This is a genomic window from Moraxella sp. FZLJ2109 (genome assembly GCF_024296965.1).
Lineage (GTDB): Bacteria > Pseudomonadota > Gammaproteobacteria > Pseudomonadales > Moraxellaceae > Moraxella.
In genome coordinates this window covers 277,994-295,633 of the sequence record NZ_CP101112.1, presented here as the reverse complement: position 1 = coordinate 295,633, position 17,640 = coordinate 277,994, and the positions used below count along the sequence as shown (strand labels likewise).

Below are 17,640 nucleotides of genomic sequence, written 5' to 3'. Positions count from 1 at the left end.
TTAGCCATCATCACAGCATAAAACTGCTATAATAAGCCCATTTTATTTGCCAAATTTTGGATAACTTATGAGCGTATCAGCCAATAACAACACTACTCACAAACCGCACAATCCTGATAATTTTATTCGCACGCCACAGGGCGAATTTGCCCATCGTGATACCCAAAGCACCAATAAAGCACGCTTGACAGAGCTTTTGAAACAGCGGATTTTATTTCTTGATGGGGCGATGGGGACAGAGATTCAGAACTATAAACTCACCGAAAGCGACTATCGTGGCACTCGTTTTGCTGATATACCTAACGATGTCAAGGGTAATAATGACCTGCTCGTACTGACACAGCCTGACATCATCAGTGCGATTCATAGAAGTTATCTGGAAGCTGGCTCAGACATCATCGAGACCAACAGCTTTAATGGTACGCAGATCTCGATGGCGGATTATCACATGGAGCATCTGACCTATGAGATCAACCGTGAAGCCGCTCGCCTAGCCCGCCTAGCTTGTGATGAATACAACGCCAAAACGCCTGATAAGCCACGCTTTGTGGCAGGTGTCATCGGTCCAACTTCTCGCACTTGTTCCATCTCACCCGATGTCAATGACCCTGCGTTTCGTAATGTGACCTTTGATGAGCTCGTGGACAACTACACCGAAAGTACGCTGGCACTGATTGACGGTGGGGCGGACATTATTTTGATTGAGACGGTGTTTGACACCCTAAACGCCAAGGCGGCGATTTTTGCGGTGACGGGCGTGTTTGAGATGATTGGTTTTGAGCTGCCGATTATGATCAGTGGTACGATTACCGACGCATCGGGGCGGACACTGTCAGGGCAAACGGCAGAAGCGTTTTATAACTCAGTGCGTCATGCTAAGCCTATCTCAATCGGTTTTAACTGTGCTTTGGGGGCGGATGCACTCAAGCCACACATCCAAAGCTTATCTGATGTCTGTGAGACCTTTGTGTCAGCACACCCCAATGCAGGCTTGCCGAACGAATTTGGCGAATATGACGAAACGGCCACCGAGACCGCCACGATGGTGCAGGGCTTTGCCAAGGCAGGGATTGTCAATATCGTCGGTGGCTGCTGTGGCACGACACCTGAACATATCCGCACCATCGTAGAGATGGTATCACCGCACGCACCACGAGCCATTCCTGAGTACAAGCCTGCTTGCCGTTTGTCAGGATTAGAAGCCTTTAACATCACTCGTGATAGCTTATTTGTCAATGTCGGTGAGCGTACCAATGTCACAGGCTCCAAAAAATTCTTGCGACTGATCAAAAACGAAGAATACGCAGAAGCTCTTGATGTCGCCCGAGACCAGGTAGAAGGCGGTGCACAGGTCGTGGACATCAACATGGATGAAGCGATGCTTGATAGTAAGCAGGCGATGATTCATTTTGTCAATCTGATTGCGTCCGAGCCTGACATCAGCCGAGTGCCACTGATGATTGACTCATCAAAATGGGACATCATCGAAGCAGGTCTCAAATGCACGCAAGGCAAAGCGATTGTCAATTCTATCTCATTAAAAGAAGGCTATGATGAATTTGTCGCCAAAGCTCGCCTATGTATGCGATACGGGGCAGCGGTGATTGTCATGGCGTTTGATGAAGTCGGGCAAGCGGACACCGAAGCACGCAAGATTGAGATTTGTAAACGCAGTTATGATATTTTGGTCGATGAAGTGGGCTTCCCATCCGAAGACATCATCTTTGACCCGAACATCTTTGCGGTCGCCACAGGTATCGAAGAGCATAATAACTACGGCGTGGACTTTATCAAAGCGACCAAATGGATTACCGACAACCTGCCCAATGCGATGGTGTCGGGCGGTGTGTCCAATGTGTCGTTTAGTTTCCGTGGTAATCCGATTCGTGAAGCGATTCATGCGGTGTTCTTGTACCACGCCATCAATAACGGCATGACGATGGGCATTGTCAATCCTGCGATGCTTGAGTTGTATGATGAGATTGAGCCATCTGCCCGTGATGCTATCGAAGATGTGATTTTAAACCGTAATAACGACAACAACGAAGCGACAGAGAAGCTGCTTGAAGTTGCCGAAAATTACCATTCAGGCGACAAAGCCAAATCAGGCGGTGCTGACCTAGCATGGCGTGAAGACACGGTAGAAAAACGCATTGAATACGCCTTGGTCAAAGGCATTACCACCTATATTGATGAGGACACCGAAGAAGCTCGCCAAAAATACCCACGACCGCTCGATGTCATCGAAGGGCCTTTGATGGACGGCATGAATGTGGTGGGGGATTTGTTCGGCGCAGGTAAGATGTTCTTGCCACAGGTGGTCAAATCCGCCCGTGTGATGAAACAAGCCGTCGCATGGCTAAATCCCTACATTGAAGCCGAAAAGGTCGCAGGCGAGTCCAAGGGTAAAATCCTGATGGCGACCGTCAAAGGCGATGTGCATGACATCGGCAAAAATATCGTCGGTGTAGTCTTGGGCTGTAACGGCTATGAGATCATTGATCTAGGGGTGATGGTGCCGTGCGAGAAGATTTTGCAAGTGGCTCGTGATGAAAATGTGGACATCATCGGATTGTCAGGGCTGATTACCCCAAGCCTTGATGAGATGGTCTATGTCGCCAAACAAATGCAAGAGCAAGGCTTTAAGCTGCCACTCTTAATCGGTGGGGCGACCACGAGTAAAGCGCATACGGCGGTCAAGATTGAACCCAATTACCAGAATGACATCGTCGTCTATGTGGCAGATGCCAGCCGTGCTGTCGGTGTGGCGACGACCTTATTATCCAAGGATAAGCGTGGCGAGTTCATTGATGAGATTCGCGCAGAGTACAGCGAAGTGCGTGAACGCCTAGCCAATCGTAAGCCAAAAGGGGCAAAGCTCAGCTATGAGCAGTCGATTGCCGAAGGCTTTCAGTATGATTGGGATAGCTATACACCGCCAGTGCCAAATACGCTTGGGCAGCTGGTGCTTGATGATTATCCACTTGAAAACTTGTTGCCGTATATTGACTGGACGCCGTTTTTTATCTCGTGGGGCTTGGTGGGCAAATACCCAAAAATCTTTGATGATGAAGTTGTCGGTGCTGAAGCCCGTGATTTGTACGCTAATGCACAGGCAATGATTGATAAGCTCATCAAAGAAAAACTGGTCACCGCCAAAGCGGTATTTCGCCTAGCCAAGGCACAACGCAGTGCACCTGACACCGTCGTAGTCTATGATGAGGCAGGTCAAGTGGTTCAGCACTTTGAGCATTTACGCCAACAAAGTGATAAAGTCACCGGCAAACCAAATTATAGTCTGGCTGACTTTATCTCGCCAAATGGCAATGATTATTTGGGCGGCTTTACCGTGTCTATCTTTGGTGCCGAAGAGCTTGCCAATGAGTATAAGGCAAAAGGCGATGACTATAATGCCATCATGGTGCAGGCAGTGTGCGACCGCTTTGCCGAAAGCTTTGCCGAGCATCTGCATGAGCTGATTCGCAAAGACTACTGGGGCTATCAAGCGGACGAAAACCTAAGCAACGAAGAGCTGATTAAAGAGCAATATGTTGGCATTCGTCCTGCGCCAGGTTATCCTGCTTGCCCTGAGCATACCGAAAAAGGCAAGTTGTTTGACTGGCTAGACACCACCAATGCCATCGGTACTTATCTCACCGAAAGCTACGCCATGTGGCCACCATCTAGCGTATCGGGTTTTTATTATAGCCACCCTGACAGCACCTATTTTAATGTCGGTAAAATCAGCAGCGACCAATTAGAAGACTATGCACGCCGTAAGGGTTGGGATATCAAGACTGCTGAGAAGTGGCTAAATCCAAATCTGTGATGATGTGATTTAAACTCATAAAAATCCGCTTGCTGGGCTTAAGCTTTGCAAGCGGATTTTTTCTAATTGACCAAAACCCCAAAAAATTAAGCCCCATCATCCGACAGGGCTTAATTTTATCAATCGTCAAAACTGATTATTTACCATTTTTGATACGATCTTCCCAGAAAGTTGCATTTTTGATGCCAAGTTTCACAGGGTCAAAAGTATAATTGGTAACGCCAGCTTTTTTCTGTGCTTCATAGTCTTTTAGGGCAATGATGGTTGGTTTTGCCATAAAGAAGATGATCAAGATACCGACGATGTTCAGCCAAGCAGTTAGACCTACGCCGACATCACCCATATTCCAGATGTAGCCTGCACTGTTTACCGCGCCATAAGCAACAGCAAGCATTAGCACGACTTTGATCAAGAAAATTGGCAGAGTTGAGTTGGCTTTACGAGTCAGATAAGCGATGTTCACTTCTGCGATGTAGTAGTATGCCATGATCGTGGTGAATGAGAAGAAGAATACCGCGATCGCTACGAAAGCATTACCAAAATGACCAAAGATGCTAGATACTGCCATTTGGGTGAAGGCAGGGCCACTGATGGTGGTTGCTGCATCGATATTTTGTACTAGGAATTGACCATCAGGCAGTGTGCCTTGGATGTTGTACATGCCAGTCATTAGGATCATGAATGCAGTTGCTGAGCAGACGAATAGTGTATCGACATAGACAGAGAATGCTTGTACGATACCTTGTTGTGCTGGATGTTGCACTTCAGCTGCCGCCGCGTGATGCGGACCAGTACCTTGACCGGCTTCGTTCGAATAGACACCGCGCTTCACACCCCAACCGATCGCTGCGCCCAGACCTGCTTGTGCAGTGAAGGCATCGCCGACTATCATGCTGATGACGCTTGGTAGTTTTTCGATGTTAAATAGGATGATTAGCACCGCCATCAAGATATAGCCAAGTGCCATGAAAGGTACGACAAACTCAGCGACGCGTGCGATACGCTTGATACCACCAAAGATGATCAGACCCAGTAGCAATACCACCACCAAAGTTACGATCAAAGTGTTCATGCCAAGATCGCCAAAAGTGGTCGCAACCATTGTGCCTTCGCCTGTGATGCCTGTGATAGCTTTCACAACGCCGTTAGCCTGTACACCCGGTAGGAATAGGCCGCACGAGATCACGAACGAGATTGCAACCAAGATGCCATAAGACTTACCAAAACCGCCGCCAAAGAAGCGATCGAAGTAGAACGCAGGACCGCCGCGATATTGACCATTGTCATTGACTTTATAAATCTGACCTAGGGTAGATTCCACATAAGCAGTCGATGCACCCAAAAATGCCACGACCCACATCCAAAATACCGCACCTGGACCACCGAAACCGATCGCTGCTGCGACACCTGCGATGTTACCCATACCAACACGGCCAGACAGTGCAACTACAAGTGCTTGAAATGAGCTGATGCCTTCTGGTGATTCATTGCGTGCAAAAAGCAGGCTGATCATTTCTTTAAAATGACGAACCTGCATAAAACGAGTGAGTAGGGAGAAAAATAGACCAGCTGCCAAGCACAGATAGATCAGCGCAGGGCTCCAAATGATGCCGTTGAGCGTATTAATCATGCTTTCCATAAGCATATCCTTTATAGTGTCTTGCACCTTGATCGGTGCGCATCTCAATCCGACCATCGAAAGATCATCTGACAGCTCATTTAAGCCTTGCAAAATGCGCTTTGGATGGTCAATCCATTTGCCCTAAGTGTGTTTGCTCGGTAACAAAAAATAACCGATTACAAGCCATCTGCAACAAACACGGCTTAGATTGTTGCAATTTGCCACAAAATCGGAATAAAAGCTAGTAAAAAATGCAATAATTCGTAAAAAATTGTGAAAAAATAGCCATTTTTCACCAAATTTTGCCAAAAATCCCGCTTTTTGCCCCACTTGTCAATCATCCAAAGGGCGGATGGTGATTTGATGGGTGTGCGATTGATTTTTTGTCTAGTTTTGTAACTAATCATTGAAAAAGCGCGATAATCATGCGCATAATAATAGTAGCAGTTTTTTTATTTTATCGTGAGAGTGAGTTATGAAAAAGTCGTTATTGGCAAGTGTGGTATTAGCAAGCACCTTAAGTCTATCTGGTTGTGGTTATAATAATCTGCAAGCCCAAGATGAACAAATCAACGCATCATGGTCAGAAGTAGTGAACCAATATCAGCGCCGTGCTGATCTTGTGCCAAACCTCGTGGCGACTGTGGAGCGTTATGCCACGCATGAGCAAGAAGTCTTCACCCAAGTGGCGAACGCGCGTGCCAAAGTCGGTAGTGTACAGCTGACTCCAGAAGCGCTGAACGACCCACAAGCGATGGCAAATTATCAAGCGGCGCAAGGCGAGATGACTTCAGCTCTATCGCGTCTGATGATGGTGTCTGAAAATTATCCACAGCTGAAAGCCGATGCTGCTTTCCAAGACCTACAAGCACAGCTAGAAGGTACAGAAAACCGCATCACGGTTGCGCGTAATCGCTATATCGAAGATGTGAAAACTTATAACACCACCGTGCGGCAATTCCCAACCAATTTGACCGCCAAAGTCTTTGGTATGGATACAAAGGTGAACTTTAGCGTTGAAAATGAACAAGCGATTTCGACAGCGCCAAAAGTAGAATTTGGCAATAAAGAGCAAAAATAAGCAAGTTTTTACTTGTTAATTACTTATATATAAAGTCAAAACCTAAGGTTAATTCCGATGGTTTTTGATAAGTTTCACGCATTTTAACTACACGGAATTCCAGTGCAATTATTAAAACGCGCAGCCCAAATCGCACTTGCTACGACACTTGCTATAGGCGCGCCAATGACAAGCTTGGCAGGCAGTGCCCAAGCGGTCGCAGTGGCGCAGGCGGATACGGCAGATGCATCGTGGACGGGTGCGGTCAATGAGCAGTCTGTCAAATCTGCCGATCAGCTGCTGCTTGATGCGCCTGTGATCGATGAAGTGGGTGTCTTGAGCGCTGCGCAAAAGCAGAGCTTATCTGACCGCTTACGCCAAATCCATGATTCAGGCAAAGCGCAAATGGCGGTGGTCATTGTGCCGACTACAGGCAATGTGCTGATTTTTGATTATGCCATGCAGACAGCGGATCGTTGGGGGCTAGGTAATAAAGACACCGACAATGGTCTATTGATCGTCGTCGCCATCGATGATCGCAAGATGCAAATTGTCACAGGTTATGGGCTAGAAGGGGTCATTCCTGATGTCATTGCCAAGCGGATTATTCGTGAGCAGATGACGCCGGCATTTCGTGAATCGCGCTATGCGGACGGTCTCATGCAAGCCATTGATGCCATCGATGCGCGCCTACAAGCCGATCCGCAGACACTCTCACAGATGAATGCTGCACCAGAAGAAGATGCAGGTGGTTTTGATTTATTGACTTTATTTATCATAGGAATCATTGCTGGTAAGATTTTCACCGCCATGCTGGGCCGTATCTTGGGTGCAGGCGTCACATCGGTGGGCTTTGTGGCATTATCAAGCCTTGCAGGGATTGGGTTATTATTCGCCATTCCTGCGGCGTTTGTGCTGTTCTTATTTTTGCTCATCTCAGGATCGTCGGTATCGCGCGCACTGGGCACGAGCGCAGGTAATTATCGCGGTGGCGGTCGTTCTGGCGGCGGCTTTGGTGGTGGATTCGGCGGTGGCGGCTTTGGCGGCGGTGGTTATAGTGGTGGCGGCGGTGGATTTGGCGGCGGTGGTGCAGGGGGTTCATGGTGATGACAACTTCAACAACCAGTTTGGCGCGGCTGTTCCGTCAGCTGATGTATGTGTCGATGATTCAAAGTCGTTGGCTGAATAAGGCGGTCAAAGCACGCTGGAGTGATGACATTGCCCAAGCTGAGATCGGACACGCAGGTGAGATCTGTGTCATCGTCGAAAATCATCTGCCGATCAGCAGCGCGTATCATCAAGATTGTGCCGAGCGTGCGATTGATTTGTTCGCGCTTCATCGCGTTTGGGACACAGAGTATAATACCGGTGTGCTGATTTATCTGAATCTGTGCGAGCATCAGCTACAGATCGTCGCTGATCGCGGTATCGATCAAGCGGTGGGCGAGCAGGCTTGGCAGGCACTGTGCGATCAAGCATTGACGCAGTGCCGAGCAGGGGATATGCCATCGGCGATCAGTCGGCTGATTCATCAGGTGGGCGGGCTGCTTGCCACACATCAGCCGAGCGATGATGTGATGGGTAATGAGCTGCTCAATCGCGTGACTTTTATCAGATAGCTTTTATAAGATGATTTTGAATAACTGATAAATGGGGCGAATGTGAATTATAGTGCACTCACTTGGCTGATTGCTTTGGGTTTATTGCTGCTTGTGCTGTTTTTGGCAGCATGGTTAAAGCCTGTGTTATTTAGAAAAGGGTTGCCTAGAAAAGAGCCGTCCAAAAAATCCGCACCAAAGCACGCTTTAAGACTTATTGATGATACCGATCCAACTTTACAAAAGTTATTAAATATCCTGCGCCCAAGCTTGACAGATCATACGCTGCAGCACAAAGCCAATCGTGTCTTAATCAGCAAAAACGACAAACAGCTTGCCATCGTTACCATTGATGATACTGCCGTGTGGTCGCGCCGTAAGCTGGATGATGTGCTGATTTTTAGCGTACCAAGTGATTTTAGCGTACGACAAATCGAAACCATCATCGATGAGATCCGTGCGATACAATAAAACACAAAAAACGCTTGCTTTTAAGGCATTGATTTAGTAAAATGTCGCCTTATTTTACATCCTTGTCGTGTTCGTTATCAAGTGCTATCAAGGGATAGCCACGGCACACAGGTTTATCTGGAGAACTCAAGATGTACGCAGTAATCAAAAGTGGCGGTAAACAACACCGTGTTAGCGTTGGCGAAACTTTGAAAGTTGAGCTGCTAAAAGCTGAAAAAGGCGCAACGCTAAAAATCGAAGATGTGCTAATGGTTGTCAATGGCGCAGACATCAAAATCGGTGAGCCGCTAGTTGCTGGTGCGAGTGTAGAAGCTGAAGTGGTTGATCATGGTCGTGGCAAGAAAGTGCGTATTGTTAAGCACCGTCGCCGTAAGCACTACCACAAAGAGCAAGGTCACCGTCAATGGTTCACTGAGCTTAAAATCAAAGCCATCAACGCTTAATTCACCACATTAGTAATTGATACCATGGATTCACTCACTGGTATCCCAATAGGAGATATTCTCATGGCACATAAAAAAGCCGCAGGTTCTACTCGTAACGGTCGTGATTCTAACCCAAAAATGCTTGGCGTAAAAGTATTTGGCGGTCAAGATGTCGTTGCTGGTAACATCATCGTTCGTCAGCGCGGTACTGAATTCCACGCAGGTGAAGGTGTTGGCATGGGTCGTGACCACACACTATTCGCTTTGACTGAAGGTGTGGTAAAGTTCGAGACCAAAGGTCAATTTAACCGTCGCTATGTTTCTGTACTTGCTAAATAATCTCGTATAGATCCAAAGCCAAAGACTCATCGTGTCTGATCATGATGGGTCTTTTTGTTGTATGTTTTGTGATGAGTGCAGCTGTGGGTATTGATATGCTTGATAATGTTCTGATTGCGCTTGTGATTACTTTGGTTGCTGGCATGGCGACGGTGCTTGGTAGTGCTTTGGTATTTTTCCAAAAAACCCCAAGCCCAAGATTGCTTGCCTTTGGTCTTGCCTTTGCGGCAGGGGCGATGGTCTTTGTTTCTTTGACGGAGATTTTTGGCAAGTCAGTCGATAGCTTTGGGCAGTTATATGGTCATGGCACACTGTGGGCGACGGCAGCATTTTTGCTCGGGCTTGTGATGGTGCTGATGCTCGATCGCTTGATTCCCAATCCGCACGAGACATTGGATGTCAATGATCCGCAGTTCCAAGATGGTCAAAAAACCATGCTCAAGCGCATCGGTCTGATGTCAGCGCTTGCCATTACTGCACATAATCTGCCTGAAGGGTTGGCGACATTTTTTGCGACGATGGACAGTCCAACAGTGGGTGCGCCATTGGCATTTGCTATTGCGGTGCATAATATTCCTGAAGGGATCTCTATCGCAGCACCGATTTATTTTGCCACGCAGAATAAGCGGCTGACTGTGATGGCGTGTCTGGTCTCAGGGCTTGCTGAGCCATTTGGCGCATTGATGGGTTATTTTGTGCTGAAGCCATTTTTATCCGCTGATGTATTTGGTTGGGTGTTTGGTATCATTGCAGGGACGATGGTATTTTTGGCGATGGATGAGCTGTTACCTGCTGCCAAGCGATATTCTGACGGACATGAGACGGTGTATGGCTTGGTCGGTGGTATGGCGATGATTGCCATCAGTTTGGCATTATTTAGCATGACCTAATTGGCATGAACCAGATTTATCAAATTTGACATAGCTGAAAATTTAATAAAACAAAAAGGGCTTGAATGATACAAGCCCTTTTTTAATGATGGATTATTTTTCAATCCATTGGCGGATCTTTTCGCGCTCTTCGTCGCTGGAGTTCAGCCACAGTTGCATAAAGCCATCCAAGTTATTCTGCGCGCGTGGTGCAGATACAGCAGGCGCGACAGGGGCGGTGGCTTGTTGCTGATTGATGGCAGTGATGGTGCGCTGATTGGCGCTCAGTGCCGAGTCGCCACGGCTGAAGATGCCACCGATTGAGTTGGTTAGGTTGGCAAAGACACCATTGCGATCTTCGCTGCTGTCTTCTTGGGCGATGATTTTACCGTTTTGGGCGATGGCAAGGCTTGGCGCTTTGACATAGTCCTTAGCGGCGTTATAAGTATTTGGCTGATTTGGCATGATCAGCTGATAGGTTTGGTTATCAGCCAATTCAGCAGCAACGGTGATGTTACCTGATTTTAGATAATCGTGGTTGTCGCTATTTAGGTTGAACAAGCGATCATAACGCGCGGTGATCACATGCTGACCTGGTTCAAGCGTAAAGCTTTGCTTCAGCGGCTGCAACAGGCCGTGACGCACTTCTTTGCCATTGATGGCGGTAACTTTGATGTTGTCATCGACATTCAGCGTGACTTGTGCCAAAGCACTACCACTCATAATAGCAGCGGCGGCGATGGCGAGCAATTTTACTGTTTTCATAATCAAATCCTAATGAATAATGTGTTGATAAAATATCATGTTTTTGTGCTTTTGGCTATAGTTTATTGCAATATTGCAAAAATCGCTGAAGCTTATTCTCCTTCACTGACTTCAAGCATGAAAGTTTCGCGAAGGATGATATTTTTGGCTTCGGTGATGGTTTTTTTGGGAATTTGCACACGCGACAGTCGAGTCAGTAGCGGTGTGATGTGGCTAAGCACAATATTGATATCACCTGCGTTTCTCGGTCCTTCGTGTAATAAATAGTCCAAAATCTCTTCAGGCAGTCGCCAATTTTTCTTCTTTAAAATCGTATCGATCAAAATCTTGCGATCATTGATGTCATCATGATCAGGCATATTGAGCATCGGCGCAAGCGATAGCCGTGTGTGCAGATCATGAAGACTGAGCTCAAGTTCGCGCGCGGTATCATCGGCAAAATACAGCAGCTGTTTTTTGTGCTCATGAATGCGATTGATTAGGTGAAATAAGCCTTCTTGCCATTCATAATTTTGGCGCACCAGCTGCAAGTCATCGATAATGATCAAATCGAACATCTCAAGTCCTGCCAATGCAGTGGCGTGCGGATCTTCATCAATGAGCTCATCTAAGTGCAGGCTGATCGCCATCTTTTGCGTTTGCTTGACATAATGATCGTAAATCGCACTGGCAAGGCGCGTCTTGCCAAAACCCTTACCGCCGACGATGAACAGCTCGCGCAGTGAGCCATCGACAAGCCTTGCTACCGCATCGATGATGGGGCGATATCCTGCTGAGCTAAAGTCCGCCAAGCTGATCTCTTGGCGGATATCAATGTTCAAGGAATCTTGCGAAAATAAATCGGTCATAAAACAGTCAGCTTGTGCGAAAAATGTCCAAAATTATCGTTGTTATTGTAGGGGGTTTAGTCAAGTTTTACAAGGCTACATTTGTTAGGCTATATATAGCACATTTTGGCGCTGCGCTGCAAGATAAATTGACAAATATTCATCGCGCTTCTCATTCATCACGCCCAAACAGCTGATACTGCCTGCGCCCTTTGTACCAATCACTGTCCAGATAGGCTTGATAAGCATGATAAAAAAGCACATTGAGCACCGCAGAGACGGGTAGGGCGATGAGCATCCCCACAAAGCCAAAAACCGCTGCACCGGCAAGTACTGAGAAAATCACCCATAGTGGCGACAGACCAATTTTATTGCCAAGCAGTAGCGGCTGTAGTACATAGCCTTCTAAGGCTTGTCCAACCATAAAAGCACCGACAATCAAACCAAGCTGCAACCAATCAAAGCCAAATTGAAACACGCCAGCAATCAGAGCAGCGATGATGCCAACGCCAAAGCCAAGGTAGGGTACAAAGCTTGCAATGCCTGCTGAGATGCCGATGATCAGACCAAGCTTGAGTCCAATCAGCTCGAGTTGCACGGCATAAATCGTGCCAAGGAGTACCATGACAAGTAGCTGACCCTTGGCAAAACTCATCAGTGCTTCGTGACAGTCCTTGGTGATTTCGACAACTTTTTTGGTATATGGTTTTGGGATGGCGGATTGCCAAGTGGCAAGACGCTGATCCCAGCCCAATAAAAAATAAAATGCCAAAATTGGAATCATCACCAAAAGCCCAAAGCTATTGGCAAAAGTCATACCAGAGCTGAGCGCCTGACGAATAAAGCCTTGAGCATCGGCAAATTGATAGTTTTTTTGAAAAAATTCCAAAGCGGCATTGGATAGCACATTGACATCCAGTGGCAACAAATCGGCATTGGTATGCATTGAGATCCATGGACGCACAACATCATTGTACCAAAGCACTGCTGCCGGTAGAGACTGCCATAGTAGCTCAAGCTGCGCCCAAAGCAGTGGTACAAGCCATACAAAAAATGCCACCGCAATCACACCGCCACTCACATACACTAGGCTGATCGCCAAAATGCGTGGCATAAAACGACCGACGATACTGACCAAGGGATTTAGAAAGTATGCCAGAATAAATGACGCCACAAACGGTGCGATGACTGACTTCATTAAAAACAGCGTATACAAAAACAATCCAACCGCTGATAAAATCAATAAACGGCGAAAAAATGGGTCAATGCCAGTGCGATACATTTATAAAAATTCCATCGATAAATACGATGATTATTTTAAGCGATTTTGTGTGCTTTAGATACTCATTAGCCAAAATTTTTTGATAAAAACTTAAAAAAACTCAATAATTTTGCCAACGGCATAAAACTTAACCAAAAAAATTTGCTATAATAAACAGTAATATTTTTCCGCCAGTTGGCATTGCATTTTACAAGGGTAGTTATGACACAGCAAACTTCACTCAGTTATAAAGACGCAGGCGTGGATATTGACGCAGGCGAAGCGTTGGTTTCTCGTATCAAATCAGTGGCAAAGGCCACTTCTCGTCCTGAAGTGATGGGTGGCTTGGGTGGTTTTGGTGCATTGTGCCGTATTCCAACAGGCTATAAATCACCGCTTTTGGTCTCAGGCACAGACGGTGTCGGTACTAAGCTAAAGTTGGCTCTACAGCTGAATCGCCATGAGACCATCGGTCAAGACTTGGTGGCGATGTGTGTTAATGACCTACTGGTTTGTGGTGCCGAGCCGCTGTTTTTCTTAGATTATTATGCGACAGGCAAACTGGATGTTGATACAGCAGCGACGGTGATCGCTGGTATTGGTGATGGCTGTCAGCTTGCCAACTGTGCCTTGATCGGTGGTGAGACTGCCGAGATGCCAGGGATGTACCAAGATGAAGATTATGACTTGGCAGGTTTTTGTGTTGGTGTGGTCGAAGAGTCTGAAGTCATCACAGGCGACAATGTTCAACAAGGCGATGTGCTGATTGCACTAGCATCAAGTGGTGCACACTCAAACGGCTATTCACTAATCCGTAAAGTCATCGAAGTGACAGGTACAGATGTGGCGAGCGAAAAATTGGGCGAGCGTTCATTGGCGGATGCACTGATGGCGCCAACACGCATCTATGTCAAATCGGTCAATGCGCTTCAAAAATCACTGGGCAATGCCAATATCCATGCGATGGCACACATCACAGGTGGCGGCTTGACTGAGAACTTGCCGCGCGTATTGCCTGAGAACTTGGCTGCACAAATTGACACATCAAGCTGGGCACTGCCAGAAGTGTTCCAGTGGCTACAAAAAGGCGGTAACATTGAGACGCTTGAGATGTATCGCACCTTCAACTGTGGTGTGGGCTTTATTATAGCTATCCCTGCGGACAAGGCTGAGCAAGCGATGAGCGAGCTGTCTGCCAGCGGTGAGACTGTCTGGAAAATCGGTGAAATCGTCGAACGCACCGATAAAGCTGTGGTGTATATCTGATGAGCCATCGTCGTCTAAAAGTCGCTGTGCTGGTCTCGGGCAGCGGCTCAAACTTGCAAGTGATGATTGATGCCATGCAGGCAGGTACCTTGCCCATCGACATCATCGGTGTGATTAGCAATCGTGAAGATGCGTATGCTATCACCCGAGCTAGCACTGCCAACATCCCTGTGGCAGTGCTGTCTCATGCACCGAGTGGCAAGCGCATGAGTATCGCCACCTTTGAAAAGCATGCTTTGGCTCAGATCGAAGCTTGGTCACCTGATTTGGTGGTGTTGGCAGGCTTTATGCGCGTGCTATCAGCTGAGTTCATTCATGCTGTGCCATGTGCGATGATTAATCTACATCCATCACTTTTGCCTGCTTATAAGGGGCTAGATACTCATGCACGAGTGATTCGCTCAGGCGATCAGCATCATGGCTGTAGCGTGCATTTGGTGACGCCTGAACTGGATGCAGGACAGGTATTGACCCAAGCTTGGCTGTCTGTCGATGAGCATGATACCGCTGAGAGCCTTGGTAAGCGAGTGCAAAAGCTTGAGCATCGACTGGTGCCGTTTACATTGGAATTAATCGCCAAAGGCGCGCTTGATCTGACAGCCATCAAAGCAGGGCAGACAACTAGATTTGTCGATTTGCCATGGAAATTGTGGTTGGATTAAGTGTTTTATATGGTGATTTAACTTCAAAAATTACCAAAACCGTTCATCTTAAGCTGATCGAAGGGTAATGGTTTTCGCGTCATGGTTCGACAGGCTCACTACGAACGAAAAACTGAATCGCGGTATATTTTGGCGTTCAGTAACTATACTCACTACACACAAGTTTTTAGCAAAAACAAAAAAGCCATCATTTTATCTGATGGCTTTTTTAATGCTTAAAAATCAATGATTTTCTTTGGCGTGATTCAGCGTGTATTTTGGAATTTCAATCACCAAATCTTCATCGGCGACGATACACTGACAAGCAAGACGCGAATCAGGCTCAAGACCCCATGCACGATCAAGTAAATCGCCTTCGATGTCGTCCATCTCTTCTAGGCTATCAAAGCCTTTGCGTACGATCACATGGCAAGTGGTGCAGGCTTTTGACATATCGCAAGCGTGCTCAATCTTGATGCCGCGATCCAGCAGTGCTTCACACAGGTTTTCACCTGCATTGATTTCTACGGTTGCGCCTTCTGGGCAGATTTCGTGGTGTGGAAGTAGGGTTACGGTGGTCATAAGTTTCTCTTTTAACGATATAGTCTGCCGACTTTGAAATAATACTGCGTCAAACTCTCGCGTAGTACGACTTGTACAACTTCGCTTGTTTTTCTTATCTTATTTCAAATTTGCTTGACTATAATTTTTGAATAAATCTACAAATTTTTATTTAAAACTGCCATTACCAATCACTGGTGCGTGTGCCTGCCAATGCATCTTTGACATTTTTATCCATAATCACGCTGGCAAAATGATCGCTGGCAGGTTTTAGCATAGCGACAGCATCATCAAGCGAAGCTTTATCATTGCCATCAATCGCATGACGCACACCATCCATCAGTGCTTGTAGGGTGTTTTTTTTGTCATCGCTTAATAGATCGCCAAATTCTGCCAATGCAGAAGTCAGTGCAATCAGCTCTCGATCAGCTTCGACTTTGGCTTCAATCAGCATACGCGCCTTTTTGTCTTCGTTGGCGTGCGTAAAGCCTGCCATTAGTAGTTGCTCTTGCTGTGCTTCTGACAGTCCATAGCTTGGGCTGACTTCGATATGGCTTTTGACACCGGTGGTGGTTTCTTGGGCGGATACGGTTAGCTGACCATTGGCGTCGATGCTAAAGGTGACTTCGATACGCGCCAAACCTGCTTTCATCGGTGGAATGCCGTACAGCTCAAAGCGTGCCAAACTGCGACAATCTGCCACGGTATCTCGTTCACCTTGTACAATATGCACCACCATGCCTGTCTGACCATCTTGGTGCGTAGTGAAGGTTTGGCGGCGAGCCACAGGGATTGGTGTATTGCGTGGAATGATGACTTCAACAAGACCACCCATGGTCTCAAGACCTAATGATAGCGGTGTGACATCTAAAAGGAGCAAGCCATCGTCTTTTTTATTCACCAGCTGGTCGGCCGCGATACTTGCCCCTAATGCCACGACTTCATCAGGATTGATGCTGCATAGTGGCGTGCGGTCAAAAAAGCTCGCCACTGCTGATTGAATGACGGGCATACGCGTTGAACCACCGACCAAGATCACATCATTTAGTACAGCTTTATCAAGCTTGGCATCAAGCAGCACTTGCTCGCAGGCTTGTAGCGTGCGGCGAATCACAGGCTTGATGATTTGGGCAAGTGTGGCATTATTTAAAGTAGTGTTAAGTAGGGTGCCTGCGATGTTTGTGTCGATATTGATACTATCTTGAGCGGTTAGGGCTTGCTTATAGCCTTTGGCAAGCTTGGCAAGGTGTGATTTTTCGGCATTATCAATCTCGGCTGGGTTTAGCTTGGCTTGTTTGATCAGCCAATTGGCAAGCAAGCGGTCAATATCATCACCACCCAAAGCTGAATTACCGCCTGTGGCAAGCACTTCAAACACGCCATCACTTAGGCGCAGTACTGAGACATCGAATGTGCCACCACCCAGATCATAGACAAGATAAATGCCGTGATTGGTCGTCTTATCTAGTCCGTACGCGATCGCCGCGGCGGTCGGTTCGTTCAGCAGACGAAGCACTGTCAAGCCTGCAGCGGTGGCGGCGTCTTTGGTGGCATTACGCTGCGCTTCATCGAAATACGCAGGCACGGTAATCACTGCTCCTTGAATGCTGTCAGCAGGCAGGGCAGCGGCAGCATGGCGATACAGGCGCGATAGGATGTGTGCTGAAGTCTCAACGGGTGATTTCTCGCCTTGTGCAGTGACGAATGCAGGCATGGTGGCATCATCACCACTTAGAGTATAAGGGTGCGAAAACTTAATATCACTGCGCGCACGCCCCATGAATCGCTTGGCAGAGATGATGGTGTTGGCAGTGTCATCGCTGTGCGCCAAGGCTTCTTTACCAACCAAGGGCTTCTCCGACTGTGCGCCATAGTATACCACCGATGGCAGCAGCGGCGTGTCATTAAACGGCAAAACAGCGGATTTGCCCGAACGCACCACGCCCACCAAAGAATGCGTCGTGCCAAGGTCAATGCCTAAGCCGAAACGGTGCTGATGGGGATTTTTGCTTTGGTTCGGTTCGCTGATTTGTAGTAATGACATAATAAATTCTTATTTGATAAAATAAATTGGTTGGATATGAACTTGTGGCTATTATACTAAATT

16 protein-coding genes are annotated in these 17,640 nt (G+C 47.1%); 10 read left to right on the top strand and 6 right to left on the bottom strand.

Translation table 11 applies throughout. From position 1 onward, the window contains the following. The first annotated feature begins 67 nt into the window (after positions 1 to 67). Positions 68 to 3,829, top strand: a complete 3,762-nt coding sequence (gene metH, locus NKU06_RS01390; RefSeq protein ID WP_254731793.1) for a methionine synthase — start codon at positions 68 to 70, stop codon at positions 3,827 to 3,829. A 136-nt stretch (positions 3,830 to 3,965) separates the two neighbouring features. On the opposite strand, the gene NKU06_RS01385 is transcribed toward metH, so the two are convergent. Beyond that, on the bottom strand, positions 3,966 to 5,474 hold the full coding sequence (locus NKU06_RS01385; RefSeq protein WP_371928019.1) for an alanine/glycine:cation symporter family protein: 1,509 nt from the start codon (positions 5,472 to 5,474) through the stop codon (positions 3,966 to 3,968). Positions 5,475 to 5,925: 451 nt separating this feature from the next. Here NKU06_RS01385 and NKU06_RS01380 point away from each other — a divergent pair, with 451 nt between their 5' ends. From NKU06_RS01380 to zupT, 7 genes are all read left to right on the top strand, one after another. After that, positions 5,926 to 6,531 (top strand): LemA family protein, encoded by a 606-nt coding sequence (locus tag NKU06_RS01380; RefSeq protein WP_254731789.1) that lies wholly within the window; start codon positions 5,926 to 5,928, stop codon positions 6,529 to 6,531. Positions 6,532 to 6,633: 102 nt separating this feature from the next. After that, complete coding sequence (locus NKU06_RS11655; RefSeq protein ID WP_305884401.1) at positions 6,634 to 7,617, top strand: YgcG family protein; 984 nt, start codon at positions 6,634 to 6,636, stop codon at positions 7,615 to 7,617. After that, a complete protein-coding gene (locus NKU06_RS01365; protein ID WP_254731787.1) occupies positions 7,617 to 8,129 on the top strand; it encodes a TPM domain-containing protein in 513 nt (170 codons plus the stop codon). The genes NKU06_RS11655 and NKU06_RS01365 overlap by 1 nt, the downstream gene beginning before the upstream one ends. A 42-nt stretch (positions 8,130 to 8,171) precedes the next feature. After that, positions 8,172 to 8,579, top strand: a complete 408-nt coding sequence (locus NKU06_RS01360; protein WP_254731785.1) for a hypothetical protein — start codon at positions 8,172 to 8,174, stop codon at positions 8,577 to 8,579. A gap of 131 nt (positions 8,580 to 8,710) precedes the next feature. After that, positions 8,711 to 9,022: a 50S ribosomal protein L21 gene (gene rplU / locus NKU06_RS01355; RefSeq protein ID WP_253224026.1), complete on the top strand. Its 312-nt coding sequence runs from the start codon at positions 8,711 to 8,713 to the stop codon at positions 9,020 to 9,022. A 63-nt stretch (positions 9,023 to 9,085) separates the two neighbouring features. Beyond that, positions 9,086 to 9,343 (top strand): 50S ribosomal protein L27, encoded by a 258-nt coding sequence (gene rpmA / locus NKU06_RS01350; protein WP_003659274.1) that lies wholly within the window; start codon positions 9,086 to 9,088, stop codon positions 9,341 to 9,343. A 71-nt stretch (positions 9,344 to 9,414) separates the two neighbouring features. Continuing rightward, entirely contained in the window at positions 9,415 to 10,233 is an 819-nt protein-coding gene (gene zupT, locus NKU06_RS01345) for a zinc transporter ZupT (protein ID WP_254731783.1), read from the top strand. A 93-nt stretch (positions 10,234 to 10,326) separates the two neighbouring features. Here zupT and NKU06_RS01340 read toward each other — a convergent pair whose 3' ends face one another. The 3 genes from NKU06_RS01340 to NKU06_RS01330 form a co-directional block, all read right to left on the bottom strand. Next, entirely contained in the window at positions 10,327 to 10,977 is a 651-nt protein-coding gene (locus NKU06_RS01340) for a DUF2057 domain-containing protein (protein ID WP_254731781.1), read from the bottom strand. A gap of 92 nt (positions 10,978 to 11,069) precedes the next feature. Then, the gene (locus NKU06_RS01335; protein WP_253224023.1) at positions 11,070 to 11,825 is read right to left on the bottom strand and encodes a DnaA ATPase domain-containing protein; all 756 of its coding nucleotides are present in this window, start codon (positions 11,823 to 11,825) and stop codon (positions 11,070 to 11,072) included. Between the two features lie 151 nt (positions 11,826 to 11,976). Beyond that, the gene (locus NKU06_RS01330; RefSeq protein ID WP_254731779.1) at positions 11,977 to 13,086 is read right to left on the bottom strand and encodes an AI-2E family transporter; all 1,110 of its coding nucleotides are present in this window, start codon (positions 13,084 to 13,086) and stop codon (positions 11,977 to 11,979) included. A 201-nt stretch (positions 13,087 to 13,287) separates the two neighbouring features. Between NKU06_RS01330 and purM the strand changes: the two genes are divergently transcribed. Together purM and purN are read left to right on the top strand one after the other, a co-directional pair. Continuing rightward, on the top strand, positions 13,288 to 14,331 hold the full coding sequence (gene purM, locus NKU06_RS01325; protein WP_254731777.1) for a phosphoribosylformylglycinamidine cyclo-ligase: 1,044 nt from the start codon (positions 13,288 to 13,290) through the stop codon (positions 14,329 to 14,331). Continuing rightward, complete coding sequence (purN, locus tag NKU06_RS01320) at positions 14,331 to 14,993, top strand: phosphoribosylglycinamide formyltransferase (RefSeq protein ID WP_254731775.1); 663 nt, start codon at positions 14,331 to 14,333, stop codon at positions 14,991 to 14,993. The genes purM and purN overlap by 1 nt, the downstream gene beginning before the upstream one ends. Positions 14,994 to 15,215: 222 nt before the next feature. Here the strand turns inward: purN and fdx are convergent, their stop codons facing one another. After that, a complete protein-coding gene (gene fdx, locus NKU06_RS01315) occupies positions 15,216 to 15,554 on the bottom strand; it encodes an ISC system 2Fe-2S type ferredoxin (RefSeq protein WP_254731773.1) in 339 nt (112 codons plus the stop codon). Positions 15,555 to 15,717: 163 nt separating this feature from the next. Next, on the bottom strand, positions 15,718 to 17,577 hold the full coding sequence (gene hscA / locus NKU06_RS01310; protein WP_254731771.1) for a Fe-S protein assembly chaperone HscA: 1,860 nt from the start codon (positions 17,575 to 17,577) through the stop codon (positions 15,718 to 15,720). Between the last annotated feature and the right edge of the window lie 63 nt (positions 17,578 to 17,640).